This window comes from Streptomyces sp. NPDC053427 (assembly GCF_044544985.1).
Lineage (GTDB): Bacteria > Actinomycetota > Actinomycetes > Streptomycetales > Streptomycetaceae > Streptomyces.
In genome coordinates, this window is the sequence record NZ_JBITYA010000008.1 from 416,364 (window position 1) to 442,863 (window position 26,500).

At 72.2% G+C, this 26,500-nt stretch carries 30 protein-coding genes; 18 read left to right on the forward strand and 12 right to left on the reverse strand.

Annotated elements, in window-relative coordinates; genetic code table 11:
- The first annotated feature begins 251 nt into the window (after positions 1 to 251).
- The 3 genes from ACIGWZ_RS24290 (at position 252) to ACIGWZ_RS24300 (ending at position 3,332) form a co-directional block, all read left to right on the forward strand.
- Entirely contained in the window at positions 252 to 1,850 is a 1,599-nt protein-coding gene (locus ACIGWZ_RS24290; RefSeq protein WP_400067923.1) for an ABC-F family ATP-binding cassette domain-containing protein, read from the forward strand.
- Between the two features lie 364 nt (positions 1,851 to 2,214).
- On the forward strand, positions 2,215 to 2,436 hold the full coding sequence (locus ACIGWZ_RS24295) for a helix-turn-helix domain-containing protein (RefSeq protein ID WP_030366669.1): 222 nt from the start codon (positions 2,215 to 2,217) through the stop codon (positions 2,434 to 2,436).
- 116 nt (positions 2,437 to 2,552) lie between these two features.
- Positions 2,553 to 3,332: an enoyl-CoA hydratase/isomerase family protein gene (locus ACIGWZ_RS24300; protein WP_400067925.1), complete on the forward strand. Its 780-nt coding sequence runs from the start codon at positions 2,553 to 2,555 to the stop codon at positions 3,330 to 3,332.
- Positions 3,333 to 3,400: 68 nt separating this feature from the next.
- Here ACIGWZ_RS24300 and ACIGWZ_RS24305 read toward each other — a convergent pair whose 3' ends face one another.
- Complete coding sequence (locus ACIGWZ_RS24305; RefSeq protein WP_400068059.1) at positions 3,401 to 4,114, reverse strand: hypothetical protein; 714 nt, start codon at positions 4,112 to 4,114, stop codon at positions 3,401 to 3,403.
- 233 nt (positions 4,115 to 4,347) lie between these two features.
- On the opposite strand from ACIGWZ_RS24305, the gene ACIGWZ_RS24310 reads away from it, so the two are divergent.
- Genes ACIGWZ_RS24310 through amaP form a run of 5 tightly spaced genes read left to right on the forward strand, consistent with a single transcriptional unit; the run spans position 4,348 to position 6,732 of the window.
- Positions 4,348 to 4,806, forward strand: coding sequence for an Asp23/Gls24 family envelope stress response protein (locus ACIGWZ_RS24310; RefSeq protein ID WP_400067927.1), 459 nt, complete (start codon positions 4,348 to 4,350; stop codon positions 4,804 to 4,806).
- A 52-nt stretch (positions 4,807 to 4,858) separates the two neighbouring features.
- A complete protein-coding gene (locus tag ACIGWZ_RS24315) occupies positions 4,859 to 5,056 on the forward strand; it encodes a hypothetical protein (RefSeq protein ID WP_400067929.1) in 198 nt (65 codons plus the stop codon).
- Between the two features lie 6 nt (positions 5,057 to 5,062).
- The gene (locus ACIGWZ_RS24320; protein ID WP_400067931.1) at positions 5,063 to 5,452 is read left to right on the forward strand and encodes a hypothetical protein; all 390 of its coding nucleotides are present in this window, start codon (positions 5,063 to 5,065) and stop codon (positions 5,450 to 5,452) included.
- Positions 5,449 to 6,117 (forward strand): DUF6286 domain-containing protein, encoded by a 669-nt coding sequence (locus ACIGWZ_RS24325; protein ID WP_400067934.1) that lies wholly within the window; start codon positions 5,449 to 5,451, stop codon positions 6,115 to 6,117. The genes ACIGWZ_RS24320 and ACIGWZ_RS24325 overlap by 4 nt, the downstream gene beginning before the upstream one ends.
- A gap of 9 nt (positions 6,118 to 6,126) precedes the next feature.
- Positions 6,127 to 6,732, forward strand: coding sequence for an alkaline shock response membrane anchor protein AmaP (amaP, locus tag ACIGWZ_RS24330; RefSeq protein WP_400067936.1), 606 nt, complete (start codon positions 6,127 to 6,129; stop codon positions 6,730 to 6,732).
- A 32-nt stretch (positions 6,733 to 6,764) separates the two neighbouring features.
- Here the strand turns inward: amaP and ACIGWZ_RS24335 are convergent, their stop codons facing one another.
- The 6 genes from ACIGWZ_RS24335 to ACIGWZ_RS24360 all read right to left on the reverse strand — a co-directional run bounded on the left by ACIGWZ_RS24335 (position 6,765) and on the right by ACIGWZ_RS24360 (position 12,866).
- On the reverse strand, positions 6,765 to 7,520 hold the full coding sequence (locus ACIGWZ_RS24335; RefSeq protein ID WP_400067938.1) for an SDR family oxidoreductase: 756 nt from the start codon (positions 7,518 to 7,520) through the stop codon (positions 6,765 to 6,767).
- 5 nt (positions 7,521 to 7,525) lie between these two features.
- Positions 7,526 to 9,322: a glycoside hydrolase family 15 protein gene (locus ACIGWZ_RS24340; protein ID WP_400067940.1), complete on the reverse strand. Its 1,797-nt coding sequence runs from the start codon at positions 9,320 to 9,322 to the stop codon at positions 7,526 to 7,528.
- Positions 9,323 to 9,352: 30 nt separating this feature from the next.
- The gene (locus tag ACIGWZ_RS24345) at positions 9,353 to 10,222 is read right to left on the reverse strand and encodes an SURF1 family protein (RefSeq protein WP_400067942.1); all 870 of its coding nucleotides are present in this window, start codon (positions 10,220 to 10,222) and stop codon (positions 9,353 to 9,355) included.
- A gap of 112 nt (positions 10,223 to 10,334) precedes the next feature.
- The gene (locus ACIGWZ_RS24350; protein WP_362705502.1) at positions 10,335 to 10,568 is read right to left on the reverse strand and encodes a hypothetical protein; all 234 of its coding nucleotides are present in this window, start codon (positions 10,566 to 10,568) and stop codon (positions 10,335 to 10,337) included.
- Positions 10,569 to 10,682: 114 nt separating this feature from the next.
- A complete protein-coding gene (locus tag ACIGWZ_RS24355; protein ID WP_400067944.1) occupies positions 10,683 to 11,732 on the reverse strand; it encodes a DEDDh family exonuclease in 1,050 nt (349 codons plus the stop codon).
- A gap of 459 nt (positions 11,733 to 12,191) precedes the next feature.
- Complete coding sequence (locus ACIGWZ_RS24360; RefSeq protein ID WP_400067946.1) at positions 12,192 to 12,866, reverse strand: TetR/AcrR family transcriptional regulator; 675 nt, start codon at positions 12,864 to 12,866, stop codon at positions 12,192 to 12,194.
- Between the two features lie 127 nt (positions 12,867 to 12,993).
- Here ACIGWZ_RS24360 and ACIGWZ_RS24365 point away from each other — a divergent pair, with 127 nt between their 5' ends.
- From ACIGWZ_RS24365 to ACIGWZ_RS24380, 4 genes are read left to right on the forward strand one after another with little or no spacing between them, the layout of a single operon-like run.
- Positions 12,994 to 13,791: an acetoacetate decarboxylase family protein gene (locus tag ACIGWZ_RS24365; RefSeq protein ID WP_400067948.1), complete on the forward strand. Its 798-nt coding sequence runs from the start codon at positions 12,994 to 12,996 to the stop codon at positions 13,789 to 13,791.
- Complete coding sequence (locus ACIGWZ_RS24370; RefSeq protein ID WP_400067950.1) at positions 13,791 to 14,675, forward strand: SDR family NAD(P)-dependent oxidoreductase; 885 nt, start codon at positions 13,791 to 13,793, stop codon at positions 14,673 to 14,675. Before ACIGWZ_RS24365 ends, ACIGWZ_RS24370 begins: the two co-directional genes overlap by 1 nt.
- A 9-nt stretch (positions 14,676 to 14,684) precedes the next feature.
- Positions 14,685 to 15,986 (forward strand): amidohydrolase family protein, encoded by a 1,302-nt coding sequence (locus tag ACIGWZ_RS24375; RefSeq protein ID WP_400067952.1) that lies wholly within the window; start codon positions 14,685 to 14,687, stop codon positions 15,984 to 15,986.
- Positions 15,983 to 17,233, forward strand: coding sequence for an amidohydrolase family protein (locus ACIGWZ_RS24380; protein WP_400067954.1), 1,251 nt, complete (start codon positions 15,983 to 15,985; stop codon positions 17,231 to 17,233). The genes ACIGWZ_RS24375 and ACIGWZ_RS24380 overlap by 4 nt, the downstream gene beginning before the upstream one ends.
- Positions 17,234 to 17,267: 34 nt before the next feature.
- Here ACIGWZ_RS24380 and ACIGWZ_RS24385 read toward each other — a convergent pair whose 3' ends face one another.
- Positions 17,268 to 17,990: a Type 1 glutamine amidotransferase-like domain-containing protein gene (locus ACIGWZ_RS24385; protein WP_400067956.1), complete on the reverse strand. Its 723-nt coding sequence runs from the start codon at positions 17,988 to 17,990 to the stop codon at positions 17,268 to 17,270.
- Positions 17,991 to 18,152: 162 nt separating this feature from the next.
- Between ACIGWZ_RS24385 and ACIGWZ_RS24390 the strand changes: the two genes are divergently transcribed.
- Together ACIGWZ_RS24390 and ACIGWZ_RS24395 are read left to right on the forward strand one after the other, a co-directional pair.
- Complete coding sequence (locus ACIGWZ_RS24390; protein WP_400067958.1) at positions 18,153 to 19,040, forward strand: sterol desaturase family protein; 888 nt, start codon at positions 18,153 to 18,155, stop codon at positions 19,038 to 19,040.
- Positions 19,037 to 19,744: a lysoplasmalogenase gene (locus tag ACIGWZ_RS24395; protein WP_400067960.1), complete on the forward strand. Its 708-nt coding sequence runs from the start codon at positions 19,037 to 19,039 to the stop codon at positions 19,742 to 19,744. The genes ACIGWZ_RS24390 and ACIGWZ_RS24395 overlap by 4 nt, the downstream gene beginning before the upstream one ends.
- Here ACIGWZ_RS24395 and ACIGWZ_RS24400 read toward each other — a convergent pair.
- Positions 19,741 to 21,255 carry a S8 family peptidase gene (locus ACIGWZ_RS24400; protein WP_400067962.1) on the reverse strand — a complete coding sequence of 505 codons (1,515 nt, stop codon included), beginning with the start codon at positions 21,253 to 21,255 and terminating at the stop codon, positions 19,741 to 19,743. The genes ACIGWZ_RS24395 and ACIGWZ_RS24400 overlap by 4 nt on opposite strands.
- Positions 21,256 to 21,399: 144 nt before the next feature.
- The gene (locus ACIGWZ_RS24405; RefSeq protein WP_400067964.1) at positions 21,400 to 21,627 is read right to left on the reverse strand and encodes a hypothetical protein; all 228 of its coding nucleotides are present in this window, start codon (positions 21,625 to 21,627) and stop codon (positions 21,400 to 21,402) included.
- 206 nt (positions 21,628 to 21,833) lie between these two features.
- Here ACIGWZ_RS24405 and ACIGWZ_RS24410 point away from each other — a divergent pair, with 206 nt between their 5' ends.
- From ACIGWZ_RS24410 to moaA, 3 genes are all read left to right on the forward strand, one after another.
- Positions 21,834 to 22,199, forward strand: a complete 366-nt coding sequence (locus ACIGWZ_RS24410) for a DUF485 domain-containing protein (protein WP_400067966.1) — start codon at positions 21,834 to 21,836, stop codon at positions 22,197 to 22,199.
- A complete protein-coding gene (locus ACIGWZ_RS24415; RefSeq protein WP_400067968.1) occupies positions 22,196 to 23,818 on the forward strand; it encodes a cation acetate symporter in 1,623 nt (540 codons plus the stop codon). The genes ACIGWZ_RS24410 and ACIGWZ_RS24415 overlap by 4 nt, the downstream gene beginning before the upstream one ends.
- 188 nt (positions 23,819 to 24,006) lie before the next feature.
- Positions 24,007 to 24,996, forward strand: coding sequence for a GTP 3',8-cyclase MoaA (moaA, locus tag ACIGWZ_RS24420; RefSeq protein WP_400067970.1), 990 nt, complete (start codon positions 24,007 to 24,009; stop codon positions 24,994 to 24,996).
- A 25-nt stretch (positions 24,997 to 25,021) separates the two neighbouring features.
- On the opposite strand, the gene ACIGWZ_RS24425 is transcribed toward moaA, so the two are convergent.
- On the reverse strand, positions 25,022 to 25,273 hold the full coding sequence (locus ACIGWZ_RS24425; RefSeq protein WP_400067972.1) for a hypothetical protein: 252 nt from the start codon (positions 25,271 to 25,273) through the stop codon (positions 25,022 to 25,024).
- Between the two features lie 197 nt (positions 25,274 to 25,470).
- The gene (locus tag ACIGWZ_RS24430) at positions 25,471 to 25,860 is read right to left on the reverse strand and encodes a DUF3099 domain-containing protein (RefSeq protein ID WP_400067974.1); all 390 of its coding nucleotides are present in this window, start codon (positions 25,858 to 25,860) and stop codon (positions 25,471 to 25,473) included.
- Positions 25,861 to 26,092: 232 nt separating this feature from the next.
- On the opposite strand from ACIGWZ_RS24430, the gene ACIGWZ_RS24435 reads away from it, so the two are divergent.
- A complete protein-coding gene (locus tag ACIGWZ_RS24435; protein ID WP_400067976.1) occupies positions 26,093 to 26,368 on the forward strand; it encodes a GlsB/YeaQ/YmgE family stress response membrane protein in 276 nt (91 codons plus the stop codon).
- The last annotated feature ends 132 nt before the right edge of the window (positions 26,369 to 26,500 follow it).

The following is a 26,500-nucleotide window of genomic DNA, read 5'->3' on the forward strand; positions in this document are numbered from 1 at the left end:
CGCCGTCACCGTCCCTGTCGTTCCCGTCACTTCGCCACCCGTGCGTGAGACCTGGATCACAGTCTTGCAGCGGGGTCCGACAATGCCGTGGAAACCGGCCCTGACCAGCGGATTCCAAAGGAGGGAAAAAGCGGTTGCACAACACCGTTAGACTGCCTGTATGGCAGTTCTCCTTTGGGTTCATTAGACGGCGCTGACCGCTCTCGGACCGTCCGTCCAACCCGCCGTCTTCCTGCCCTGGAGTTTTTTCCGTGATCACCGCCTCCGGCCTTGAGCTGCGCGCCGGCGCCCGAATCCTCATCGAGTCCGCTTCCTTCCGCATCGCCAAGGGCGACCGCATCGGCCTGGTCGGCCGCAACGGTGCCGGCAAGACCACCCTCACCAAGGTGCTGGCCGGCGAGGGCATCCCCGCCGCCGGCACGGTCACCCGCTCCGGTCAGGTCGGCTATCTGCCGCAGGACCCGCGCACCGGTGACATGGACGTGCTCGCCCGCGACCGCATCCTGTCCGCCCGCGATCTGGACTCCGTGCTGCGCAAGATGCGCGAGAACGAGGACCGGATGGCCAACGGCAAGGGCGCCACCCGCGAAAAGGCGATGAAGAAGTACGAGCGCCTGGAGACCGAGTTCCTCACCAAGGGCGGGTACGCCGCCGAGGCGGAGGCCGCGACCATCGCCGCCAGCCTCGGCCTGCCCGACCGCATCCTCAACCAGCCCCTCCATACGCTCTCCGGCGGTCAGCGCCGGCGCGTCGAGCTGGCCCGGATCCTCTTCTCGGACTCCGACACCCTGCTCCTCGACGAGCCGACCAACCACCTCGACGCCGACTCCATCGTCTGGCTGCGCGACTACCTCAAGACCTACCGCGGCGGCTTCATCGTGATCTCCCACGATGTCGACCTGGTCGAGACCGTCGTGAACAAGGTGTTCTACCTCGACGCCAACCGGTCGGGGATCGACATCTACAACATGGGCTGGAAGCTCTACCAGCAGCAGCGCGAGGCCGACGAGAAGCGCCGCAAGCGCGAGCGCGCCAACGCCGAGAAGAAGGCCGCGGCGCTCAACTCCCAGGCCGACAAGATGCGCGCGAAGGCCACCAAGACCGTCGCCGCGCAGAACATGGCCAAGCGCGCCGACAAGCTGCTGGCCGGCCTGGAGGCGGTACGCGCCTCCGACAAGGTCGCCAAGCTGCGCTTCCCGGACCCGGCGCCGTGCGGCAAGACCCCGCTCACGGCCGAGGGTCTGTCGAAGTCCTACGGTTCCCTGGAGATCTTCACCGACGTCGACCTGGCGATCGACAAGGGCTCCCGGGTCGTCATCCTGGGCCTCAACGGCGCCGGCAAGACCACCCTGCTGCGGCTGCTGGCCGGCGTCGAGCAGCCGGACACCGGTGAGGTCCGCCCCGGCCACGGCCTCAAGCTGGGCTACTACGCCCAGGAGCACGAGACGCTGGACCCGGACCGTACGGTCCTGGAGAACATGCGCTCCGCCGCCCCGGACATGGACCTGGTCGCCATCCGCAAGACGCTGGGCTCCTTCCTTTTCTCCGGCGACGACGTGGACAAGCCGGCCGGCGTCCTCTCCGGCGGCGAGAAGACCCGCCTCGCCCTGGCCACGCTGGTGGTCTCCTCGGCCAACGTCCTGCTCCTCGACGAGCCCACCAACAACCTCGACCCGGCCAGCCGCGAGGAGATCCTCGGCGCGCTGCACACCTTCACCGGCGCGGTGGTCCTGGTGACGCACGACGAGGGCGCGGTGGACGCCCTGCAGCCGGAGCGGATCATCCTGCTGCCCGACGGCGTGGAGGACCTGTGGGGCCAGGACTACGCGGACCTGGTCGCGCTGGCCTGACCCCCCTGACCGCAGGGACGCGGCCGTATGGATCATGCGGTCTGGATCATTCGGCCTACGCGTGATCCATCATCTGCGTGAGAACGGCTCGTACATCGGCGAGTCTGCGCGGTACGGCCGGGCCCCGACGGGCCCGGCCGTCACCTTTTCGGACGTATCCCCTGGCACTCCCCCTGACCTGCCACTTTTCGGAGAATTCGGCGCACGGGTGGCCCGCCGAGCGGGCGGAATACGTAATTCCGGGCGGGTCGGCGGCGCATCCGGCGGCAATTCATGTCGTACCGACCTTGCGGAATGGGTGGCCAGGAAGCCGGGGAGGGGTGATCATGAGAGTCCAGAGCGCACTTCCCACGAGGAGGCACGGGTGGCCGAGACTCTGAAGAAGGGCAGCCGGGTGACCGGCGCCGCGCGCGAGAAGCTCGCGGCAGACCTGAAGAAGAAATATGACTCCGGAGCGAGTATCCGGGCGCTGGCCGAGGAAACCGGTCGCTCCTATGGATTCGTGCACCGGATGCTCAGCGAATCCGGTGTGATCCTGCGCGGTCGAGGCGGAGCCACCAGGGGCAAGAAGGCCGCTTCGGCCTGACGCCCGCGACTCCGGGTAGCAACGGTTCTCCCCCCGGTCGGCCGAGCAGTCGGCCGGGAGGTTACCGTTCAGTCACTTACGCACGCAGGTGCGGTCGGCTGACCCGGAGGCGCTCGATGACTCTGCTCGACAAAGACGGTGTGCGGCTCACCGTGGACGACACCATCGCCACGGTGACCCTCGCCAATGCGGCCAAGCGCAATGCGCAGTCGCCGGCCATGTGGCGGGCGCTGGCCGAGGCGGGTTCGCTGCTGCCGGGAAATGTACGGATCGTGGTGCTCCGTGGCGAGGGCAGGTCCTTCTCCGCGGGTCTCGACCGGCAGGCGTTCACGCCGGAGGGGTTCGACGGTGAGCCGTCGTTCCTCGATCTGGCGCGCGGTGCGGACAGCGAACTGGATGCCGTGATTGCCGAGTACCAGGAGGCGTTCACCTGGTGGCGGCGTACGGATCTGGTGTCGATCGCCGCCGTGCAGGGGCATGCGATCGGCGCGGGCTTCCAGCTCGCCCTGGCCTGCGATCTGCGGGTCGTCGCCGAGGACGTGCAGTTCGCCATGCGGGAGACCAGCCTGGGTCTGGTGCCGGACCTGACCGGTACGCATCCGCTGGTCGGGCTGGTGGGCTACGCCCGTGCGCTGGAGATCTGCGCCACCGGGCGCTTTGTGCACGCCGCGGAGGCCGAGCGGGTGGGCCTGGCCAACCTGGTGGTGCCCAACGACGAACTCGACGGTGCGGTGGCCGACCTGGCGGCCGCGCTCGTCGCCGCGCCGCGGGACGCCGTCATCGAGACCAAGGCCCTGCTGGCCGGCGCCGCGGGCCGCACGTACGAGGAACAGCGCACCGCGGAGCGGGCCGCCCAGGCGCGCCGGCTGCGCGATCTCGCCGGGCTGGGGGAGTAGCCCCGGCAGCGGTACGCCATACCGGCGCCCGGTCGGCGGATGTCTTCGGACGCCCGCCGGCCGGGCGCTCATGCGTGGGTCCCGACGGCGGTGACCAGCACGGCGACCGATTCCGGGGCGGGCGGGGCGGCCGCCACCGCCGCGCGTACCGCCCGCGCGACGTCCAGCGCGCGATGACCGGGCGCGGTCGCCAGCTGGATGAGGGCGTGGCCGTCGTGGAGCCGGACGGGGCGGGCGCGGCCGCCGAGCGCGGGGGCGAGGCGGGCGACGCCCGGGACGCCCCGGGCGACGGCGGCGATCCGCTCCGGTCCGTCCTGCGGGGATTCGGTACGGCCGGCCGATGCGCCGCCGGTCTCCGGGGGCGCGGGTGCCGCGGGCAGCCCGGCCGCCTCCAGAAGTCCGCTGACGCGTAGGTCCACCGGGCCCACCACCAGGCCCAGCTCCCGGTCCGACGCCTCCAGCAGGGCCGCGCGCAGCCGGTCCGCGGTGTCGGGCAGCGGGCGGTCGGCGGGCGCGGCGAAGTCCGCGGTGAGGCGCAGCGGGCCCGGCGGCAGCGCGCTCGGGGGCGGCGGCACGGCCGGTTCCGGTGTGCCGCCGGGGTCCGCGACGGCCAGCCGCAGGGCGCCGAGCCGCGCGCCGGCCGGCGCGCCGACGGCCGCCCGCAGCGCGGCGACGGCCGCCCGCTCGGTGATCCACGACCCGTCCGCGGGCCCGCCCAGGGGCAGCACCCGGCCGATGTCGAGCTGATGCCGTACGGCCGACGCCAACGGGTTCACGGCCATCACAGTCGTCACTCACTCCTTGTCCCGGACGGTGCCCCCAGCCTGCCGCAGTCGGACCGGTGCGGCCCGGTGGTGCGGCGCACGAGGCCGGATGGAGCACTCCGTTGCCGTATACCGGCGCATATGGGGAAAACCCGACCTAGTGTGGGAATCGGAACGTATGGGACCGCTTCCCCGCCCCGTTCCTCCGAACCTCCCGACCCCCCGATCCCCTCCGAAAGGGGCAAACGGCGATGAGCGAGAGCCAGCAGATGTCGGACGGTGCGAAGTCGCCGCTCCAGCGCGGCGGCGGCGACCCCGCGTCCCGAGGGCGCACCACCATCGCCGACGGCGTCGTGGAGAAGATCGCCGGGCTGGCGGCCCGCGATGTCGTGGGCGTCCACGCCATGGGCAGCGGCTTCGCGCGGACCCTGGGGGCCGTCCGGGAGCGGGTGCCCGGCGGCGGCAGGTCCTCCGCGACCCGCGGGGTGAAGGCCGAGGTCGGCGAGGTGCAGACCGCGCTGGACCTGGAGATCGTGGTCGATTACGGCGTCTCCATCGCCGACGTCGCCCGTGCCGTCCGGGAGAACGTCGTCTCCGCCGTCGAACGGATGACGAGCCTGGAGGTCGTCGAGGTCAATATCGCGGTGAGCGATGTCAAGCTGCCCGACGAGGTGGACGAAGAGGAACAATCGGAGCCGCGGATTCAGTAACGGGTCCGCGCGGTAGCGGGACCCGACCGGAGTGGCAGCGAAGGAGCGCACGATGAGCATGGCCGTGGTCGGCCTTCTGGCCGGCATGGCGCTGGGCTTCGCCGGATACTTCGGCGGGTTCGGGGCGTTCGTCCTGGTGGCGGCGCTGGGCGCCATCGGGTTCGTGGCGGGCAAATTCCTGGACGGGGAACTGGAACCCGGCGATTTCTTCCGTACGCGGACCGGCGACCGCGACAGCCGGCGGCGGTGAGCCCGGGTGGCGACGGTGCCGGCCGCCGCTGTCCCTGCCGTACCGGCGGGTGAGCGGGGCGCGACCAGAATCGCGGACCGGGTGGTGGCGAAGATCGCCGCCCAGGCGGCGCGCGAGGCGCTGCGCGAGACGGACCCGACCGCACCGACCGACGCCCATGCGACGGTCACCGTCCACCGGCGCGACGCCCGGCAGCACTTCGGCGAGGCCCGGGTGCGGGTCGCCGTCGAACTGGGCTATCCCTGCGACATCGGCGCGCAGTGCGGTGCGGTGCGTCGTCAAGTGACCGATCGGGTAAGGGCGTTGGCGAACATGGAGGTGCCGGCGGTCGCGGTGGAGGTGGAGCGTCTGCGCTCCCCGCTGCTGGACGGCGGGGACCGGGGAAGGGTGCGATGAGCGGCGACGACGCGGATCTGCCGGGCACCGGACAGCTGCCCACGCTCGAGAAGCGGCCGGGCGGCGGCGACGGATCGCAGGAGTCCGCATCGACCGGGGCGGATCCGCACCACGGCGCCGGCGGCCGCTCCCGGCGCCCCTGGTCGGCCCGGCGGGTACCGGCCGCGCTGGTCGCCCTGGTGCTGCTCGGCGCCCTGGGCCTGCTGCTGTACGACGTGGCCGCGGTGCGGGCCGGCCGCCCCGCGATGACCTGGCGCGTCTGGCTCGCCCATCAGCTGGCCACCCGTCACCTGGACAGTCCCTGGGTGCTGGGCGCCGCGGCGGCCGCGGTGCTGATCGGGATCTGGCTGCTGGTGCTGGCCCTCACGCCCGGCCTGCGCGCGGTGCTGCCGATGCGCCCCGTCGCCCCCGGTGTCCGGGCCCGCCTGGACCGTTCGGCCGCGGCCCTGGTGCTGCGCGACCGCGCGATGGAGGTCGCCGGGGTGCAGTCCGTACGGATGAGGGTCGGCCGCCGTAAGGCCAGGGCGCGGGCCTTCGCGCACTTCCGCGAGCTGGACGAGGTCCGCGGCGATCTCGACACGGCGCTCGGCGCCGGTCTCGAACAGCTGGGGCTGGCCCATGGACTGCATCTGATCGTCGATGTCCGGCGCCCGAGGAAGAGGTGAGCGCAAGCGATGCGCACGGTACGCAGAGGCACCAACCGGGTGCTGCTGGGCCTGGCCGGTGCGGTGCTGCTGGGGGCCGGCGCAGCGGTGCTGATGGGCGGGCTCGACCTGCCCGCGAAATGGCATATCGGGCTGCCCGGCGGCTGGCCCTGGACGAGCCCCGGCGAGGTCCTGCTGCCCCGGGGGAGCCGCACCCGGTGGACGGACCGCGGCTGGTGGTGGCCCGTCGTCATCGCCGTCCTGGCGGTGCTCGTCCTGCTGTCGCTGTGGTGGCTGGTGACCCAGCTCCGCCGGCACCGCCTGCCGGAGGTCCTCGTCGACAGCGGGGACGGCGAGGGCGCGCTGCTGCGCGGCCGGGCGCTGGAGGCCGTGCTGGCGGCCGAGACGGAGGCGCTGGAGGGCGTGGAGGGGGCTGCCGTGCTCCTGACCGGACGCCGTACGCAACCGCGGGTACGCGCCGTCCTGGCGCTCGCCCCGCACGCCGACCCCGGCACGGTCGTGCTGCGCTTCGCGGACGAGGCGGTGGCGCATGCGCGCGGCTCGGCGGGGCTGGAGCGGCTGCCGGCGGAGGTGCGGCTGCGCGGGGTGCGGCACCGGCCGGAGCGGGTCAGTTAGCCGCCCCGCCCGCGCCGCGCCCCGCCGCAGGGTCAGAACCCGTGCCGCGCCCCGCCGTCCACCGGCACCATCACCCCGGTGACGTACGACGCCGCCGGCGAGAGCAGGAACGCCGCCGTCCGGCCGAATTCCTCTGGCGTGCCGTAGCGGCCCAGTGGGATCGACGCCGCGTTGCGGGCGCGGCTGCCCTCGGGGTCGCCGGAGAGGGCGTCGAGCTGGGTCATGCGGTCGGTGGCGATGCGGCCGGGCAGGACGCCGATGACGCGGATGCCGCGCGGGCCCAGCTCGTCGGCGAGGGACTTGGCGAAGCCGGCCAGCCCCGGGCGCAGGCCGTTGGAGATGGTCAGGCCGCCGATCGGCTCGTACACGGAGCCGGACAGGACGAAGCCGATGACGCCGCCTTCGTCGAGTTCGGCGGCGGCGGTGCGGGCGAGGCGTACGGCGCCCAGGAAGACCGACTCGAAGGCGGTCCGCCACTGTTCGTCGGTGTTGTCGGCCGCCGTGCCGGGGGCCGGGCCGCCGACGCTGATCAGGACGCCGTCGAGGCGGCCGAAGCGTTCGCGGGCGGCGGCGACCAGCCGGGCGGGGGCCTCGGGGTCGGCGTTGTCGGCGGCGACGCCCAGGGCCCGCTCGCCCAGTGAGGCGGCCGCCGCGCTCGCGGCCTCCTCGGTGCGTCCGGTGATCACCACGGCGGCGCCGTCGGCGACCAGCTCGCGGGCGGTGGCGAAGCCGAGGCCGCGGGTGGCTCCGGTGACGATGTACGTCCGGTCGGTAAGTCCAAGATCCATGGGCCCTAGTCTGCCTTCGTCCACCCGAACAGCCCGAAGGCGGTCCCCACCAGGCCGATGTGGCTGAAGGCCTGCGGGAAGTTGCCGAGCTGGCGCCGGGCCGCCGGATCGTACTCCTCGGAGAGCAGACCGACGTCGTTGCGCAGCGCCAGCAGCCGCTCGAACAGGGCGTGTGCCTCCTGGCTGCGGCCGGTCAGCTCCAGCGCGTCGGCGAGCCAGAAGGAGCAGACCAGGAAGGTGCCCTCGCCGCCGGGCAGTCCGTCGATACGGGCGCCGCTGTCGGTGCTGTAACGCCGTACCAGACCGTTGTGCGAGAGCTCCCGGCGCACGGCGTCGACGGTCCCGGTCACCCGCGGGTCGTCGGCGGGGAGGAAGCCGACGCGGGGGATCAGCAGCGTCGCCGCGTCGAGTTCGGTGGAGCCGTAGTACTGGGTGAAGGTGCCGCGCTCCGCGTCGTAGCCCCGCTCGCAGACCTCGCGGTGCACGTCGTCGCGCATCGCCCGCCAGCGGACGAGGTCCCCGCCCAGCTTGGGGTCGGCCTCCAGCGCCCGTACGGCGCGGTCCACGGCGACCCAGGCCATGACCTTGGAGTGGACGAAGTGCCGGCGCGGCCCGCGGATCTCCCACACTCCCTCGTCGGGGTCGCGCCAGGTGGACTCGAGGTAGTCCACCAGGGCGCGCTGGATGCTCCAGGCGTGCGTCTCGGACTCCATGCCGGCCCGACGGCCGATGTGGAAGGAGTCCAGGACTTCCCCGTAGACATCGAGCTGGCGCTGTGTGACGGCGGCGTTGCCGATCCGTACGGGCACGGATCCGGCATACCCGGCCAGCCAGGGGAGCTCGGACTCCGGCAGCCGCCGTTCGCCCGCCAGGCCGTACATGATCTGCAGGTCGTCCGGGGAGCCCGCCACCGCGCGCAGCAGCCAGTCCCGCCAGGCGTTGGCCTCGTCCAGGTATCCGGCGGCGAGCAGGGAGTTCAGTGTGAGGCTGGCGTCGCGCAGCCAGCAGTAGCGGTAGTCCCAGTTGCGGACGCCGCCCAGCTCCTCGGGGAGCGAGGTGGTGGGGGCGGCGACGATGCCGCCGGTGGGTGCGTAGATGAGGGCCTTGAGGGTGATCAGGGAGCGGATCACCGCGTCGCGGTGCGGGCCGTCGTAGCGGCAGCGCGCGGACCACTCGTGCCAGTCGTCGAGGGTGGTGTCGAGCGCCTGGAACGGGTCGATCCGGTCGGGGCGGGGTTCCTGGGAGGGGTGCCAGGTCAGCACGAAAGCGGCGCGTTCGCCCGCCGCGACGGTGACGTCGGTGCGGGTGCTGAAGTCCTTGCCGTAGGTGGTGCCTTGGTCGGGGGAGCGCAGCCACACCGAGTCCGGACCGGCGATCGCGACCCGGCTGCCCTCGGCGGCGCGCACCCAGGGAACCACCCGCCCGTAGTCGAACCGCAGCCGCAGCACACTGCGCATCGTGACGCTGCCGCGGAGGCCCTCGACGATCCGTACGACATCGGGCGCGCGGTCGCGCTGCGGCATGAAGTCGGTGACCCGTACGGAGCCGTCGGGGGTCTCCCAGACGGTGTCCAGGACGAGCGAGTCGCCGCGGTAGGAGCGCTCGGCGCGGGCATCGGGCGCGGTGGGGGACAGTCCCCAGTGGCCGTTGTCCTTGCCGCCGAGGAGTGCGGCGAAGCAGGCGCCGGAGTCGAACCGCGGCAGGCACAGCCAGTCGATCGAGCCGTCGCGGCCGACCAGGGCGGCGGTCTGCAGATCGCCGATGAGCGCATAGTCCTCGATATGTGGCTGATGTGAGTGCACCCCCGGACGCTTTCCCGTCCGGCGCCGTCGCTACTCGGTGCCGACGGCTGTCCGGGCTACCGGCCCGGTCTTCTGCCCCGGCTCCTCGGGCCTGCCGGGCTCGTCCGGCTCCCCGGGAACCTTCGCCGCCTCCTCGGCCTCCTTGGCCGCCGCCTCCGCGCGGTCGCGGCGCTCACGGCGCACCAGGATGACCCAGCCGACCGGGACCGCCGCCGCGAACAGCCACCACTGGATGGCATAGGCCATGTGCGGGCCGATGCTGTCGTGGTCCGGCTCGGGGACCAGCTCGGGCTTGCCGCCGGACTTCCCGGGCGCGGTCTGCTCGATATAGCCGCCGAGCACCGGCCGCGGCAGCCGCTTCCCCATCTTTGCGCTGTTGATCAGCATGACCTGGCGGGGCGGCAGTCCCCTGGTGTCCTTGATGCCGCTTTCCGCGGTGGTCTCGTCGGCCATGATCCGGCCGGTGACGGTGATCCTGCCCCGGGGGGCGGCCGGGACGTCGGGGAACTTGGTGAGGTCGTTGCCGGCCGAGATCCAGCCGCGGTTGACCAGGACGTCCTTGCCGCCGTCGAGTTCGAGCGGGGTCAGGACGTAGTAGCCGATGCTCTGCTCGTCGGCGGCGGTGCGCTGGCGGACCACGACCTCGTGCGCGGTGTCGTAGGTGCCGGTGGCGGTGACCCGGCGCCACATCTCGTGGTGCGGGACCGTCCGTCCGGGGGCGGACAGCTCGGTGACCGGGACCGGCCTGGCGGCCAGGTTGTCGGCGATCAGCGCGTTCTGTGCCACCTTGTGCTCATGGCGGTGCAGCTGCCAGAAGCCCAGCTCGATCATGACGGGGATCAGCGCGAGACCTACGAGGGTGAGGATCACCCACTGCCGGGACAACAGGAAGCGGTACACGGCAACGACCGTACCTGGCGTGCGGCGGCCCCCGGTCAGGGGGTCCTGCCGGAGGCCGCGGGCCGCTCGGTGGTGCGGCGGCCGGGATCCGGGCCGCGCGCGAGGGCCGGGCTCAGACTCTGTCGACGATGCCCACCTTCCCCTCCGAGCGGGCGCAGTGCGCCCCGCAGTAGAAGTGCCCCTCGACCTCGACGCCCTGGCCGATGATCTGGCACCGGCAGTGCTCGCAGATCGGCGCCATGCGGTGAATGGCGCAGGAGAAGCAGTCGAAGACATGCACCGCGCCCTGCGCGTGCACCTCGAACGTCATGCCGTATTCGTTTCCGCAGACTTCACAACGTGCCATGCGCCACAGGGTGCGGGCGGGGCCCGTACGGGGCGAGGCGCCGACGGGTGTGTTGGCCGGGCTTCACCCGGACAGGCCCCGGTCCGCGGGGCGGCCCTCCGCCCGTTGCATCCGTTACGCCTGTGCCGCCTCTTCCACATCCTGCAGCAGCTGCATGAATGCCGCCTCGTCGACCACGACCGTGCCGAACTGGGCGGCCTTGACGGTCTTGGCGGTCTGCGCGTCGGGGTCGTTGGTCACCAGCAGGCTGGTCAGCCGGGACAGGCTCGTGGCGACGTGCAGCCCGGCCTCGGTCGCCCGGTCCTCCAGCAGCTCGCGGTCCACGGAGGTGTCCCCGGAGAACGCCACCCGCATCCCCTGGACCAGCCGGCCGCCCGCCGCATAGCGCCCCGGGTTGGGGTACGGGCACGCGGGGCGCTTACGGGACGGCCGCCAGGAGGTGGGGCGGTAGGACGATGCCGAGGACTGCGGCCGGGGCGCGGTGGGGGTACCTCCCGCTTGCGGGGGAGCGTCCGACCACTCCGTCAGCGGCTGGCAGGCCAGCAGCGGCAGCCGCAGCTTCTCCCGCGCGGCCCGGCGCAGACCGGGCCGGAACGCCTCGGCCAGCACCCGGGCGTCGTCCAGGGCATGGTGGGCGCGCTCCTGCACGACGCCGTAATGGGCCGCGAGGGACTCCAGCTTGTGGTTGGGCAGCGGCAGCCGCAGCTCCTTGGAGAGCGCGATGGTGCACAGCCGCTGGCGCACCGGGGCGGTCGCCCGGGCGCGGGCGTACTCCCGGGCGATCATCGACCAGTCGAACATGGCGTTGTGCGCGACCAGCACGCGGTCCGCGAGGCGCCGCGACAGCTCCGGGACGATGTCCGGGAAGAGCGGCGCGTCGGCCAGCACGTCGCTGGTGAGGCCGTGGATCCAGACCGGGCCCGGGTCCCGCTGCGGATTGACGAGGGTGTACCAGTGGTCCTGGACCTCGCCCCGTGCGTCGAGTTGGTACACCGCGGCGGAGATGATCCGGTCGTCGCGGGCCAGGCCGGTGGTCTCCACGTCGACCACCGCGTACCCCTGGGGATACCCGTCCGGCCAGGGATCCGGCAGCGTCTGCGGGCCCGGCTGCTGCCCGATCTTCGGCGCGATCGAGGGAGCTGCTGCCATGCGGTCTTCGAGCATGGTCACTGAGGATACGGGCCGCCACTGACAGCCACCGAACCGCCGTCGTCCGGACCCGGCGCCTCCGGGCCCTTCTCCGTGCCGGTCCCCAGGGCGGCAACCGGCCACCCGCGGCGGTCCGGCGCAGCCCCGAGACACCGTCAGCCGGCCCCGGAGGGAGGCGGTGCGGCGTCCCGGCCGCCTCGTCGGACCCGTCCGGCTCGCGAGAGTTGTCCGGTTCCTTGCGGTCGGTGTCCGGGGAACCGCGGGCCGCGCGGCGCAGCACCGCCACGTCGGTGCGGGCCGCGGCGGCGCGCCCTGCCGAGAGGCCCCGGAGAGTGACCCGGCCGGGATCGGCGTACCGCTCGATGAGGTGACGGCCGAGGGCGGCGCGCAGCGGGCCGGTGAGGGCGTGCCCGCCGTCCGGCGAGGGCGTGCCCGCCGTCCGGCGGATCCGGGTCTCCGGCAGGCGCGGTCCGTCTAGGACGCCGGTGAGCGCGACGGCCGGCCGTTCCCCGAGGCCGGCCGGCCCGGATCCCCCGGCGCCAGCAGCGACTTCACCAGCGCATCCAGCGAGACGAGGAACAGCCGCTCGGCGTCGGCCGGTCCGGCCAGCGCGCGGGCCAGCGCGGGATCGTGCCCGGCGGCGGGGGAGTCCCACAGCTCGCCCTCGCTGGGGTGCTGCTCCGGTGAGCGTTCCCGGTTGCGCTCGATCAGGACGAAGCCGACGACCTGGAACTGCACCGCCCGCACCGCCTCGGCCGCGAGCTGTCCGCGCAACCCCGCGGCGTGTGCCTCGTGGACCAGGGCCTGCTGCGCGGGCAGGAACATCCGCTCCGTCAGCCCGCGTTCGTGCACCATCGCGATCAGATGCGGGCGTTCGCGCAGCGCGGTACGCAGCGCGCGGGCCACCGAGACGATACGGGCGTGCGGGGTGTGCCCGGCGGGGCGGATGTCGCCCATCTCCCGGACGGTGCGCTCCACCAGGGCGTCCAGCAGTGACTCGCGGTTGCCGACGTGCCAGTAGATGGAAGTGACGGCGGTGCCCAGTTCCGTGGCGAGCCGGCGCATGGTCAGCGCCCCGGGGCCGTGCGCCCGCACCAGCCGGGCGGCCGCCGTCAGAACCTCTTCGCCGGTCAGCGCGGTACGTGTCATGCCCTCCACCTACCCCCGCAACTCCCTTGTGCGCAAGGCTCTTTACCCTTCGCTCCGCCGGGTGTAACAGTGTTACAGGCGCCTGGCACGACCCCCGTAAGTCACCCACGACGAAGGGCGGTACGACATGGCACGCATACGCTACGGAGCGCGCACCAAGGTGGAGATCGCCGCCGCGCGCACGGCGAGCTCAAAGCTTCCCGACATCTGGTCCACCGGGGTGGTGGCCGTCTGGGAGAGCGACCCGGACGCGGTCGCGGCGGTCCTGCCGCCGCCGCTGGAGCCCACCGGCCGCCCCCTGGTCCGGGTCACCATCTCCGCCGTCGACCTGCCCGGCTACCCCCTGGGCGCGGGCTCGGTCGCGGTGGCGGCCGCGCACCGGGGCGTCGAGGGCTGGTACCCGCTGGTCATGCCGATGACCCACGAGCGGGCCCTGATCGGCGGCCGCGAGGTCTTCGGCGAGCCCAAGAAACTGGGCGAGGTCACCGTCGAGCGCGACGGCCCGGTCGTCCGCGCCGCGCTCGCCCGGCACGGCATCGCCTTCGTCGAGGTCCGCGGCGCGGTCAGCGCCCCGCTCCCGCTCCCGGAGCCGACGCGCAAGACGGACTTCTACTTCAAGTTCCTTCCCGCCGTGGACGGTTCGGGCTTCGACGCCGACCCCGTACTGGTGCACTGCGTACGCAACGAGAAGGTCCGCAAGCTGGAGCGGATCACCGGCGATGTGGTCCTGCGCGAATCGATGTACGACCCCGTCGCCGACCTCCCCGTGCGCACCCTGGTCGAGCTCACCCTCGGCGAGAAGACCACCGACCAGACGGGCCGGGTCGCCGAGCGGGTCAGCGCCCGGGCCCTGCTCCCGTACATCCACCAGCGCTACGACGACCCGCAGCAGATCCTCGACGGGCCGCCCGAGGGGAGCGTCTGATGCGGCTGCGCGCGGGACAGGTCGCGGTCGTCACGGGTGCCGCCGGCGGCATCGGCCTGGCCATGGCGCGCCGCTTCGCCGCGGAGGGCCTGCGGGTCGTCCTCGCGGACGTGGAGGAGGCGCCGCTGCGGGCCGCCGCCGACGAGCTGGTCGCGGACGGCGCCGAGGTGCTGGCGCGCACCGTGGACGTCGGCGTACGCGAGGAGGTCGCCGCTCTCGCCGACGCCGCGTACGACACCTTCGGCGTGGTCCATCTGCTGTGCAACAACGCGGGCGTGGGCTCCGGCGCCGAGGGCCGGATGTGGGAGCACGAGCCCAACGACTGGAAATGGGCGTTCGAGGTCAACGTCTGGGGCGTCTTCCACGGCGTGCAGTGCTTCCTGCCGCGGATGCTGGCGGCGGGCGAGGACGGCCATGTCGTCAACACCTCCTCGACGGACGGCGGCATCGCGCCGCTGCCCACCGCCTCCGTCTACGCCGTCACCAAGGCGGCCGTGGTGACCCTGACCGAATCGCTCTACGCCCACCTCAGGGCGGCGGGCGCCCCCATCGGCGCCTCGGTGCTCTTCCCCGGTCCGCACATGCTCCGCACCGGCCTGTGGGAGTCGCACCGCAACCGGCCCGAGCGGTACGCCAAGTCCCGCCCGCGCCGCACGCCGTACCGCAGCCTGGCCCAGTGGGAGGCGGCGATGAAGGAGGCCGGGCAGGAGATCGCCTTCACCCCGGTCGAGGACGTCGCCGAGCAGGTCGTGGACGGCATCCGGGCCGGCCGCTTCTGGATGCTGCCGCCCAGCGCACACACCGACGCCCAGATCCGCGCCAGGTCGCGGTCGATGCTCGACCGCGCCGCCCCCTCGTATCTCGAGAGCTTCATCCTGGACTAGGAGCCGTCCATGACGGAACGCGCCGACCGGGGCCAGGAGGCCCCGTACCTGATCATCTCCTCCGACTGCCACGCCGGGCTGCCCACCGAGGAGTACCGGCCCTACCTCGATGCCCGCTTCCACCGTGCCTTCGACGACTTCCTCGGCGAGCGCGGCGCCCGTCGCGCCGAGGCCACCCGCCTCGGCGTCCGTAACGACGCCTTCGCCGCCAAGTGGTTCGCCGACAACGCCGAAGGACTGCGCGGCGGCTGGGACGCCGCGCAGCGCCTGAAGGAACTCGACGGCGACGGCGTGGCGGCGGAGGTCGTCTTCCCGGACGCGGACGCCGTCGACAGCGGTACCGCCGCCCCCTTCGGGGTGGGCCTGGGCCTCTCCGGCGACCACGACCCCGACCTCGGCATGGCGGGCGCCCAGGCGCACAACCGCTGGCTCGCCGACTTCGTCTCCCAGCACCCCGAACGGCACTGCGGCGTCGCCCTGCTGCCCATCACGGCCGCCCCCGAGAAGGTCGTCGCCGAGATCCACCGCGCCAAGGAGTCCGGCCTGGGGGCGCTGATGATCCCGTCCATGTGGGTCGACAACGCGCCGTACCACGACCGCCGTTACGACCCGGTCTGGGCCGCGGCCGCCGCATGCGCGATGCCGGTTCTCACCCACTCCGGGGCCGCACCCCGCCACGAGTACGGCGACCACCTCGGCATCTACGTCTCCGAGGTCACCTGGTGGCCGGCCCGCCCCCTGTGGTTCCTGCTGTGGTCCGGCGTCTTCGAGCGCCACCCCGGCCTGAAGTTCGGCGTCGCCGAATCCGGCTGCTGGTGGCTGCCCAACCTCCTGTGGTTCATGGACCGCCTCTACCTGGGCGCCCATGGTGGCAAGAAGCTCTCGCCGTTCGCCGCCCTCAAACGCCCCCCGCATGAATACCTGGACCGCCAGGTCTTCGTCTGCGCCACCAACACCAAGCGCCGCGAACTGGCCCAGCGCTACGAGATCGGCGTCGGCAACATCCTGTGGGGCAGCGACTTCCCGCACCCCGAGGGCACCTGGCCCGACACCCGCGCCTGGCTGAAGAAGACCTTTCACGACATCCCGGTCGCCGAGACCCGCCGCATGCTGGGCCTGTCCGCCGCCGAGGTCTTCGGCTTCGACACCGCCGCGCTGGCCCCGCTGGCCCGCCGCATCGGCCCCACCCCCGCCGAACTCGGCCAGCCGGCCGACCAGTCGGCCGTCGAGAACTCCTGGGCCCGCTCCCGCGAGACGGGCCGCCACTGGCTCACCGACCACGACTTCCCGACCCTGGGAGTGACCCCGTGAACGACCGCGTGCACGACCCCGCGTCCGACCGCTACACGGTCATCTCCGCCGACTGCCATGCCGGCGCCGACCTCCTCGACTACCGGCCGTACCTGGAGTCCCGGTACCACGAGGCCTTCGACGCCTGGGCGGCCACCTACGTCAACCCGCACGAGGACCTGCTCGCCGACACCGCCGACCGCAACTGGAACTCCGACCGGCGGCTGGCCGAGCAGGAGGCCGACGGCATCGTCGCCGAGGTCGTCTTCCCCAACACCATCCCGCCCTTCTTCCCGAGCGCGTCCCTGATGGCCCCGGCCGCCACCCGCGAGGAGTTCACCCACCGCTGGGCGGGCCTGCGCGCCCACAACAGCTGGCTCGCCGACTTCTGTGCGCAGGCCCCCGGCCGCCGGGCGGGCGTCGCCCAGATCCTCCTCAACGACGTCGACGAGGCCGTACGGGAGGTCCACCGCACCAAGGAAGCGGGCCTGACCGGCGGCATCCTCCTCCCCGGCACCCCGCCCGGTTCGGGCCTGCCCGAACTCCACTCCGAGGTCTACGACCCCCTCTGGGCGGCCTGCGCCGACCTGGGCGTCCCGGTCAACCACCACGGCGGCTCGGCCTCCCCGCCCCTCGGTGACGAACCCGCTGCCCGCGCCGTCTTCATGGTCGAGACGACCTGGTTCTCGCACCGCGCCCTGTGGCACCTCATCTTCGGCGGCGCCTTCCGCCGCCACCCCACCCTCGAACTCGTCCTGACCGAACAGGGCTCCGGCTGGATTCCGGGCATCCTGGACATGCTGGACTACTACCACGACCGCCTGGTGGCCGCCTCGACCCGGGCCGTCACCGCCGAGGCCAGGTTCGGCGCCGGCCTCGCCGCCACCATGGGCGCCAGCCCGGCCGCCGTCTGGCGCGACAACTGCTACGTGGGCGCCAGCTTCATGCGCCCGCACGAGGTCCCGCTCCGCCACCGCATCGGCCTCGACAAGATCATGTGGGGCAGCGACTACCCCCACGACGAAGGAACCCCGCCCTACTCCCGCGAGGCCCTCCGCCTGGCCTACGCGGGCCTGCCCGCCGACGAGATCGCCGCCATGCTCGGCGGCAACGCCGCCCGCGTCTACGGCTTCGACCTCACCCGCCTCGCCCCGATAGCGGCCCGCGTCGGCCCGACGGTCGCGGAGATCGCCGAGCCCCTGGAGAAGATTCCGCCGGACGCGACGAGCCCGGCGTTCGCGCGGGGCGGTTCCGTACGGGTGTGGTGAGACCCGGCCGGAGTGCCGGCACGGACGCGGACCGTCACCCGCGCCGTGCCGGCCGACCGTCCAGCACCCGCGCCGCCTGCGCCGCCTCCGCCACCGAACCGTCCGCGCCGACGCCCACCCGGCGCAGGGTGGCGCCCGGCTTGCGGGTGACGACCTCCACCAGGCGCCCGTCGGCGAACAGCCCCGCGGCGCCGTCGTCGACCGCCCAGCCGCCCGGCAGCTCCCCGCCGCCGACGGCCGCCGGATAGCCGGGCCGGCGCTCCGGCTCGCTGTCGTAGTGCGGGCAGAGGCTGCCCGGCAGCAGCCCCAGCCCGTCGGCGAGCGGCGCCGGCGGGCCGAAGGAGTCGGAGAATGCGCTCTCGAACCAGCAGCACGCCCCGGCGCTGATGCCGCACAGCACCACCCCCGCCTCGTACGCCTCACGCAGCACGGTGTCCAGGCCGTGCAGCCGCCAGACGGCAAGCATGTTGGCGGTGTTGCCGCCGCCGACGTAGACGATGTCCTGGGCGAGGACGAAGGCGCGGAGATCGGTCACGGTGCGCCGGAACAGCTCCAGATGGCTCGGCTCGCAGTCCCGTGCGCCGAAGGCCGCATGGAACTTCTCGGTGTAGCCGGGCGCATCGCCGCTCGCGGTGGGCAGAAAGCAGATCCTCGGCCGGGCCCGCCCGGCGGCGTCCAGCACGAAGTCGTCCAGCAGGGTGTCGGGATCGTCGGAGAAACCGCCGCCGAGCAGGGCGATGGTGGGCGTGGTGGTCATCGGGCCTCGCTTCCGTCGTCGTAGCCGTGCTGATGCCGGGCGGGAAGGGGGGCGAAAACCCTACCGACGGTACGTTTCCGCCCCGTAGCTGACACCAGGTCTCACATACTTCTGAGTAACAACCCCTAGCGGCACCCCCGTCACCGCATTTATGGTGCGGGCATGCCGCACCTGCCCGATGTCGTGTTGTGGTCCGTACCGGCCTTCGTCCTGCTCGCCGTCGTGGAGATGGTGAGCTATCGCCTGCATCCCGACGAGGATGCGGAGGGCTATGAAGTCAAGGACGTGGCCACCAGCGTCGGCATGGGGCTGGGCAGTCTCGTCTTCGACGCGCTGTGGAAGATACCCATCGTGGCGATCTACGCCGCGGTCTACGAACTCACCCCGCTGCGCGTGCCCGTGCTCTGGTGGACGCTGCTGCTGATGCTGCTCGCCCAGGACTTCTTCTACTACTGGTCGCACCGCGGGCACCACGTCATCCGCGTCCTGTGGGCCTGCCACGTGGTGCACCACTCCAGCAGGAAGTTCAACCTCACCACCGCACTGCGCCAGCCCTGGACGACCTGGACGGTCTGGCCGTTCTACGTCCCGATGGTCGCCCTCGGCGTGCACCCGGCCGTCATCGCCTTCACCTCCGGCGCCAACCTCGTCTACCAGTTCTGGGTGCACACCGAGCGGGTCGGCAAGCTGCCCAGGCCCTTCGAGTTCGTGCTCAACACCCCCTCGCACCACCGGGTCCACCACGCCTCCCAGGGCGGCTATCTGGACCGTAACTTCGGCGGGATCCTGATCGTCTGGGACCGGATGTTCGGCTCGTTCGTCCCGGAGACCGAGCGGCCCGTCTACGGCCTCACCAAGAACATCGACACCTTCAACCCGCTGCGTGTGGCCACCCATGAGTACGCCGCCATCGCCCGCGATGTACGGGCGGCCGACAGCTGGCGCGAGCGCGCCGGGCGCATCTTCCGGGGGCCCGGATGGCGGCCGGCCGAGCGGACCGGGCAGGCCCGTGTGCAGCCGCCCGCCGCCGCCGAGGAGACCGTCGCATGACGGCTCGCCGGCCGAGGGCCGTACGGCCGCTGCTGGCCGCCTTCGCCGTGCTCGCCGCCGTCCACCTCGGGGCGCTGCTGGCGGGCGCCACCACCCTCGAACACCTCACCAAGCCCGCCCTGATGCCGGTGCTCGCCGCGGCCGTGCTGGCCCGCGGCGGCCCCCCGCTGCTGGCCGGGGCGCTGCTGTTCGGCTGCGGCGGCGACACCTTCCTCCAGCTCGGCGGCGACACCGTCTTCCTGGTGGGGATGGCGTCCTTCGCCGCCGGGCACGTCTGCTACCTGGTGCTCTACGCCCGGCACGGGACGCCGGTGGGCGGACGGGCCCGTACGGCGTCCTTCGGCGGCGCCTACGCCGCGGTCCTGGCCGCCACCGTCGCGCTCCTGTGGCCCGACCTCCCGGCCGACCTGCGCATCCCGGTCGCCGGCTACAGCCTGCTGCTGACCGCGATGGCCTTCGGCGCCCTGCGGGCGGGTGCCTGGGCGGCGGCCGGCGGGCTGCTCTTCCTGGCCTCCGACACCCTGATCGCGAGCGGTGTCGCCCACTGGCCGCAGCTGCCCGTCGCGCAGTTCTGGATCATGCTCACCTATACGGCGGCGCAGATCGCGCTGGCCGAGGGGGCGCTGCGGGCGGCCGCGGGCGCCGGAGATCCGCAAGGGGCCGGGCGGCGCACCACCCGGCCCCCCGAGACGGTGAGCGCCTAGCTCTTCACTGCCTTCAGCGCGTTGACGATGCCGTAGCCGTAGTGGCTGTTGAGGTGCTTGGTGCCGGTGCAGGTGGCGTCACCCGAGGGGCAGCCGGGGTTGTCCGCCTGCTGCTTGAGCAGCCACTGGATCTCCTGCGGGCTGGACTTGGGGTGGGTGCTCTTCAGCAGCGCCGCCACGCCCGCGACATGCGGGGTCGCCATGGACGTACCCGCCAGATAGGCCCAGTCGCCGCCCGGCATGGTGGAGAGGATGTTGCCGTTCTTGGCGGGCAGCTCGGGCACCTGCTTCGAGTCGCCGCCCGGGGCCGCCACATCGATCTGGCCCAGGCCGAAGTTGGAGTAGTATGACTTGGCGCGCTGCACCCCGGTCGCGGAGACGGTCACCGTGCCCGGCAGCTGGGTGGGTACGTCCCAGCAGGTCTTGGGGCTGATGGTGCGCTCGACGGGGGTCGAGTCGTTCGGACTCCCGGTGTCGGTGAGCTTCTCGGCCGCCAGGTCCAGGCCGGAGTTGCCGGCTGCGGCGACATTGAGCACGCCCTTGCCCTGGGCGTACCGCGCGGCCCGCCCGACCGCGTCAATGATCGCGGCCTGATCGGCGTCATCCTTGCAGTTGAACATCCACGGGTCGACGTAATAGCTGTTGTTGGTGACCTCGACGCCGTGGTCGGCCGCGAAGACGAAGGCACACACCACGCTCTCTGCGTAGAAGAGGGCCGTCTTGGGCTCGCTGACCTTGATGGCGGAGATCTTCACGCCCGGGGCGACGCCCGCCACGCCCACGCCGTTACGGGCCGCGGCGATCGTGCCCGCGACATGCGTGCCGTGGTAGTCCTCGTCCGGGTCCCAGGGCCGCCAGGACCCCTTGGACGTATCGGCCACGCCGCCCACGCAGTTGGCGGACTGCTTCGCGGAGAAGTTGGCCTTCAGGTCCGGGTGGGTGTCGTCCACACCGGTGTCGATGATGCCGACGGTGACGTTCCTGCTGCCGGGGTTCACCTTCGCGGCCTTGTCGGCCTTGATGGCGGGCAGATCCCACTGGAGCGGTTCGAGCGGCTCCTTGCCGTTCGCCGCGGCTGCCGCGGCCGCCGCCTTGAGCTGGGACTTCGGCAGGTCGACCTTCTGCGGCTTGCCGACGTCGGTGGTGCCGGACGCCTTGAGCGGGGCGGTACGGCTCGCGCCCGCCGACTGCACGCCAGGCACCGTGCGTATGGAGGCGGCGAACTGCGGATCGGCCGAGTGGACGACGATCACGCCTATCCGCTCATGGGCGACGATCACCTTCCCGCCGGCCTTGGCTATCGCCTTCTTCACCTTGCCGACCGTCGCGTGGTCCGGCGTGGTGTTCACGACGTACGAGAGCAGCGGGCCGCTCGCCGGGACCGCGGCGGCGGGGGCGGAGTCCTGGGATGCGGCGGTGGCCGCATTCGGGAGGAAGCCGAGGGACGCCGTCAGGGCCAGTCCGAGCGGCAGGGCCAGGGCCCGCAGACGTCTGGAACGGGGATGAGCCATGGGTACTCCACATCATCCGTGAGACCGCCCGTACGAGGGATTGCGCACGGGCGGATGCAGTGAGACGTGAAGCTATCGGCGATCACCGGTGCTCGACAATGGAACCGGGAAAAAACCCGTCAGGGACGTCGAATTGACATCGCGTCAGGTCATATCGGGGCCCGGTGCGGCGGAGCGCCGGATGCCGCGCCGCAGGGTGCCGATGCTCAGCGGGGGCAGCGCCACCCGCGGGCCGTACCAGCGGCGCGGCTGCGCCGGGGACCGCCGCCGGACCACCGGGGCGGCGGCGAGCGGGGCGGCCAGCCGGACGCTGCCGTAGGGATGCCGACGGGGACCGGAGGGCTGCGGGGCCTGCGCGGGCGGCGGAGTCACATCCGGCTCAACGAAGCGCCCGCACCGCGGTGGCGGCCGGGCGTGGCATTCCCGCGATTTTTCCTCGCGATTTCAACCAACTGCCCCCTGTCGCATCGCATGCCACAGCTCTACGATGCGTGATCCACGTCACTTATCTGGGCCATATCGTCGGAGTCAGTGGCAGGCACTTCCTCCACTTCAGCCCCCGTACGACAGGAGATTCCGTGAGCGCCGCACCGACCATCGACCCGGGGAAGCACGAACCACCCGACTACCGCGAGGTGCAGTCGGGCGCGGAATTCGCCGCACTGCGCCGCTCCCACCGCTCCTTCGCCTTCCCGCTCACCGCCGCGTTCATCCTCTGGTACCTGGTGTACGTGCTGCTGTCGAGCTACGCCGGCGGCTTCATGGCCACCAAGGTCGTCGGGCACCTCAACGTCGCCTTCGTCCTCGGCATCGCCCAGTTCGCCACGACGTTCCTGATCGCCTGGTGGTACTCCCGGCACGCCGCGGCCAAGCTCGACCCCAAGGCCGAGGCCATCAAGTCCCGCCTGGAGGGCGTCACCCTTCACAAGGAGGTCGACGCATGAACCTCACCCAGCACCTCGCGGCGGGCGGCGCGGGCGAGCACCGCGCCCTGATCATCACCCTCTTCGCGGTCTTCGTCGCCGCCACCCTCGGCATCACCGTCTGGGCCGGCCGGCAGACCAAGGGCGCGGAGGACTTCTACGCCGGCGGCCGCCAGTTCAGCGGCTTCCAGAACGGCCTGGCCATCTCCGGCGACTACATGTCCGCCGCGTCCTTCCTCGGCATCGCCGGCGCCATCGCCCTCTTCGGCTACGACGGCTTCCTCTACTCCATCGGCTTCCTCGTCGCCTGGCTCGTCGCCCTCCTCCTGGTCGCCGAACCGCTGCGCAACTCGGGCCGGTTCACCATGGGCGACGTCCTCGCCTACCGGATGCGCCAGCGCCCGGTCCGCACCGCGGCGGGCACCTCCACCATCGTCGTGTCGATCTTCTACCTGCTCGCCCAGATGGCGGGCGCGGGCGCCCTGGTCACCCTGCTCCTCGGCATCACCAGCGAGGCGGGCAAGATCCTGGTCGTCGTCCTCGTCGGCATCGTGATGATCCTCTACGTCACCATCGGCGGCATGAAGGGCACCACCTGGGTCCAGATGGTCAAGGCGGTGCTGCTGATCGCCGGCACCCTGCTGATCACCTTCCTGGTGGCGCTCAAGTTCGACTTCAACATCTCCTCGCTGCTCGGCGCCGCCGCGGAGAACAGCGGGAAGGGCTCGGCGTTCCTGGAGCCCGGCCTCAAGTACGGCGCCACCGCCACCTCGAAGATCGACTTCATCTCGCTGGGCATCGCCCTCGTCCTGGGCACCGCGGGACTGCCGCACATCCTCATCCGCTTCTACACCGTCCCCACCGCCAAGGCCGCCCGGACGTCGGTGAACTGGGCGATCGGCATCATCGGCGTCTTCTACCTGATGACCATCGCGCTCGGCTTCGGCGCCGCGGCCCTGATCAAGCCGGAGGACATCACCGCCGCCAACAAGGCGGGCAACACCGCGGCCCCGCAGCTCGCCGAGGTCATCGGCGGCGGCGCCGGATCCACCGGCGGCGCGGTGCTGCTCGCCGTCATCTCCGCCGTCGCCTTCGCGACCATCCTCGCGGTGGTCGCCGGCCTCACCCTCGCCTCGTCCTCGTCCTTCGCCCACGACATCTACGTCAACGTCCTGCGCAAGGGCGAGGCCACCGAGAAGGAAGAGGTCGGCGCGGCCCGCTGGGCGACCGTCGGCATCGGCGCCGTCGCCATCGTGCTCGGCGTCTTCGCCCGCGGCCTGAACGTCGCCGGCCTGGTCGCGCTCGCCTTCGCGGTCGCCGCCTCCGCCAACCTCCCGACCCTCCTCTACAGCCTGTTCTGGAAGCGCTTCACCACCCAGGGCGCCCTGTGGTCCATCTACGGCGGCCTCGCCTCCTCCGTCCTGCTGGTCCTCTTCTCCCCGGTCGTCTCCGGCAAGGAGACCTCGATGTTCCCCGGCGCCGACTTCGACTTCTTCCCGCTGGAGAACCCCGGCCTGATCTCCATCCCGCTGGGCTTCCTGCTCGGCTGGCTCGGCTCCCTGCTCTCCAAGGAGGAGCCGGACATCAAGAAGTACGCCGAACTGGAGGTCCGCTCGCTGACCGGAACCGGCGCGCACTAGCCGCCCCGGCGGCCCCTGAGTCGTCCGTACAGGGAGTGGGCGGGGTGGCATCGTAGAGATCTACGACGCCACCCCGCCCACCTCGTGCTTCTCAGCCCTGCTCAGCGACGCACCCATCGCGTAGGCTCGAAGGCGTACTGATCCACCGCCGAAGGCAACCGATCAACCACCGTCGGGGAGGGGGCCCTGTGCTCATCGACACTTACGGCCGCGTGGCCACCGACCTGCGCGTTTCGCTGACCGACCGCTGCAATCTGCGGTGCACGTACTGCATGCCCGAAGAGGGACTGCAATGGCTCGCCAAGCCGGATCTGCTCACCGACGACGAGATCGTCCGCCTGATCCGGATAGCCGTCACCGACCTCGGCATCGAAGAGGTCCGCTTCACCGGCGGTGAGCCGCTGCTCCGCCCCGGCCTGGTCGGCATCGTCGAGCGCGTCGCACAGCTCACCCCGCGCCCCCAGATGTCCCTGACCACCAACGGCATCGGCCTCCAGCGCACCGCCACCGCACTGCGCGACGCCGGCCTCGACCGCGTCAACGTCTCCCTCGACACCCTGCGGCCCGACGTCTTTCAGACCCTGACCCGCCGCAAGCGGCACGACGACGTCCTGCGCGGCCTGGATGCGGCCCGCGCCGCCGGCCTCACCCCGGTCAAGGTCAACACCGTCCTGATGCCCGGCCTCAACGACGACGAGGCCCCCGACCTGCTCGCCTGGGCCATCGAGAACGCCTACGAACTCCGCTTCATCGAGCAGATGCCGCTGGACGCCCAGCACGGCTGGAAGCGCGACGGCATGATCACCGCCGGTGACATCCTCACCTCGCTGCGCACCCGCTTCGAGCTGACCCCCGAGGGCGAGGAGAAGCGGGGCGCCGCACCCGCCGAGCGCTGGATCGTCGACGGCGGCCCGCACCGCGTCGGCGTCATCGCCTCCGTCACCCGCCCGTTCTGCCGCGCCTGCGACCGCACGCGCCTGACGGCCGACGGCCAGATCCGTACCTGTCTGTTCGCCACCGAGGAGACGGACCTGCGGGCCGCGCTGCGCTCGGACGCCCCCGACGCCGAGATCGCCCGGATCTGGAAGCTGGCGATGTGGGGCAAGAAGGCGGGCTCCGGGCTGGACGATCCGTCCTTCCTGCAGCCCGAGCGTCCGATGTCCGCCATCGGCGGCTGAGCGCCGCCGGTTCCGGACCCCGGTCTCAGCGTTCGGCGGCCGACGCCTCCCACTCCTCCAGCGTCACCACGTCCTTCAAGAAGCCGCGCACGCCGAGGAACTGCGACAGATGCTCCCGGTGCTCCTCGCACGCCAGCCAGGTCTTGCGGCGGTCCGGGGTGTGCAGCTTCGGGTTGTTCCAGGCCAGCACCCACACCGCGGACGCACGGCAGCCCTTGGCGGAGCAGATGGCGGCACCCGCATCGGAGCCGGGATTCAGGAGGTTCGGGGAGTTCACGGCCTCAACCCTACGTCCCGTACCGGGAGCCGGACATGGCGACGCCGGGCAGCCACGGGGGGAGCCGCCCGGCGTCGGTCCGTCGCTCCGACGGGGGATGCGGAGCGCGTACGCAGTATGTCACGGGGAATGGTGCGCGGTGCACCGGATCCGCATGATTGATCTGAGCTTTTCTTGAGCTTTGCAGACGCGTGCGCTCAGCCCCGCTCCCGCTCCGCACCCGGAACGTCCGCCTCCGGCGCCTCCGGAACGGATTCCGCCGGCCGGTCCCGCTCGCCGAAGGCCCCGTCGCCGCGCTCCAGCGCGGGCCGGGCGGGCGGGCCGACGAAGGCGGAGGGAAGCGAAGGGGCGTTCTCCCGGCCCGCGTTGGCGATGACCACCGCGACGTACGGAAGCCCTATGCCCAGCACCAGCATCGCAATGGCAACCGGCCGTTCGATGTTCCACAGCACGGTGGCGAGCACCACCGCCACGCTCCGGATCCCCATCGAGATCACATAGCGGCGCTGCCGCCCTTTCACGTCCTCGGACAGCCCTTGCCGCGCCCCCGTGATCCGGAAGGTCTGGGCACTGCTCTGCTTCCGCATCACGTTCCACCACCTGCTCGGTTGTGCCGGATTCTCCCCGCTTTCCGGTCGGATTCCACGGTACGCCGCGACTGGGCCGCATTCGAGACCGGGTCCGCTCACGGATGCCGGGGATCGGCAGCACACCTGGCGTAGCCGCGCCTCCGGCGTGCGGCGTAGGTGATGCGGAGCGACACTGGCGGGGCACGGTTACCTGCGCGGCGGCCTGCCCCACGCCGCATGAGGAGGCGACATGAGTTGGTTGTGGGCCATCATCCTGGGCCTGATCCTGGGCCTGATCGCGAAGGCCATCATCCCGGGCAAGCAGCAGATCCCCCTCTGGCTGACCGTGATCTTCGGCATGCTGGGCAGCGTTCTGGGCAACTGGGCGGCCACCGGCCTCGGCGTCAACGAGACCAAGGGCATCGACTGGACCCGTCACCTGCTGCAGCTGATCGGCGCGGTCATCATCGTCGCCGTGGGCGACCGGCTCTGGGCCTCCCTCCGCGGCAAGAAACACTCCGCCTGAGCGGTACGGACAGGGACCGGCGGGGGGGGGGGGGCCCCCCCCCCCCCCCCCCCCGGCGCGGGGGGGGGGGGGGGCGGGGGGGGGGGGGCGCGCGGGGGGGGGGGGGGGGCCCGCCGTTGGGGGGGGGGGGGC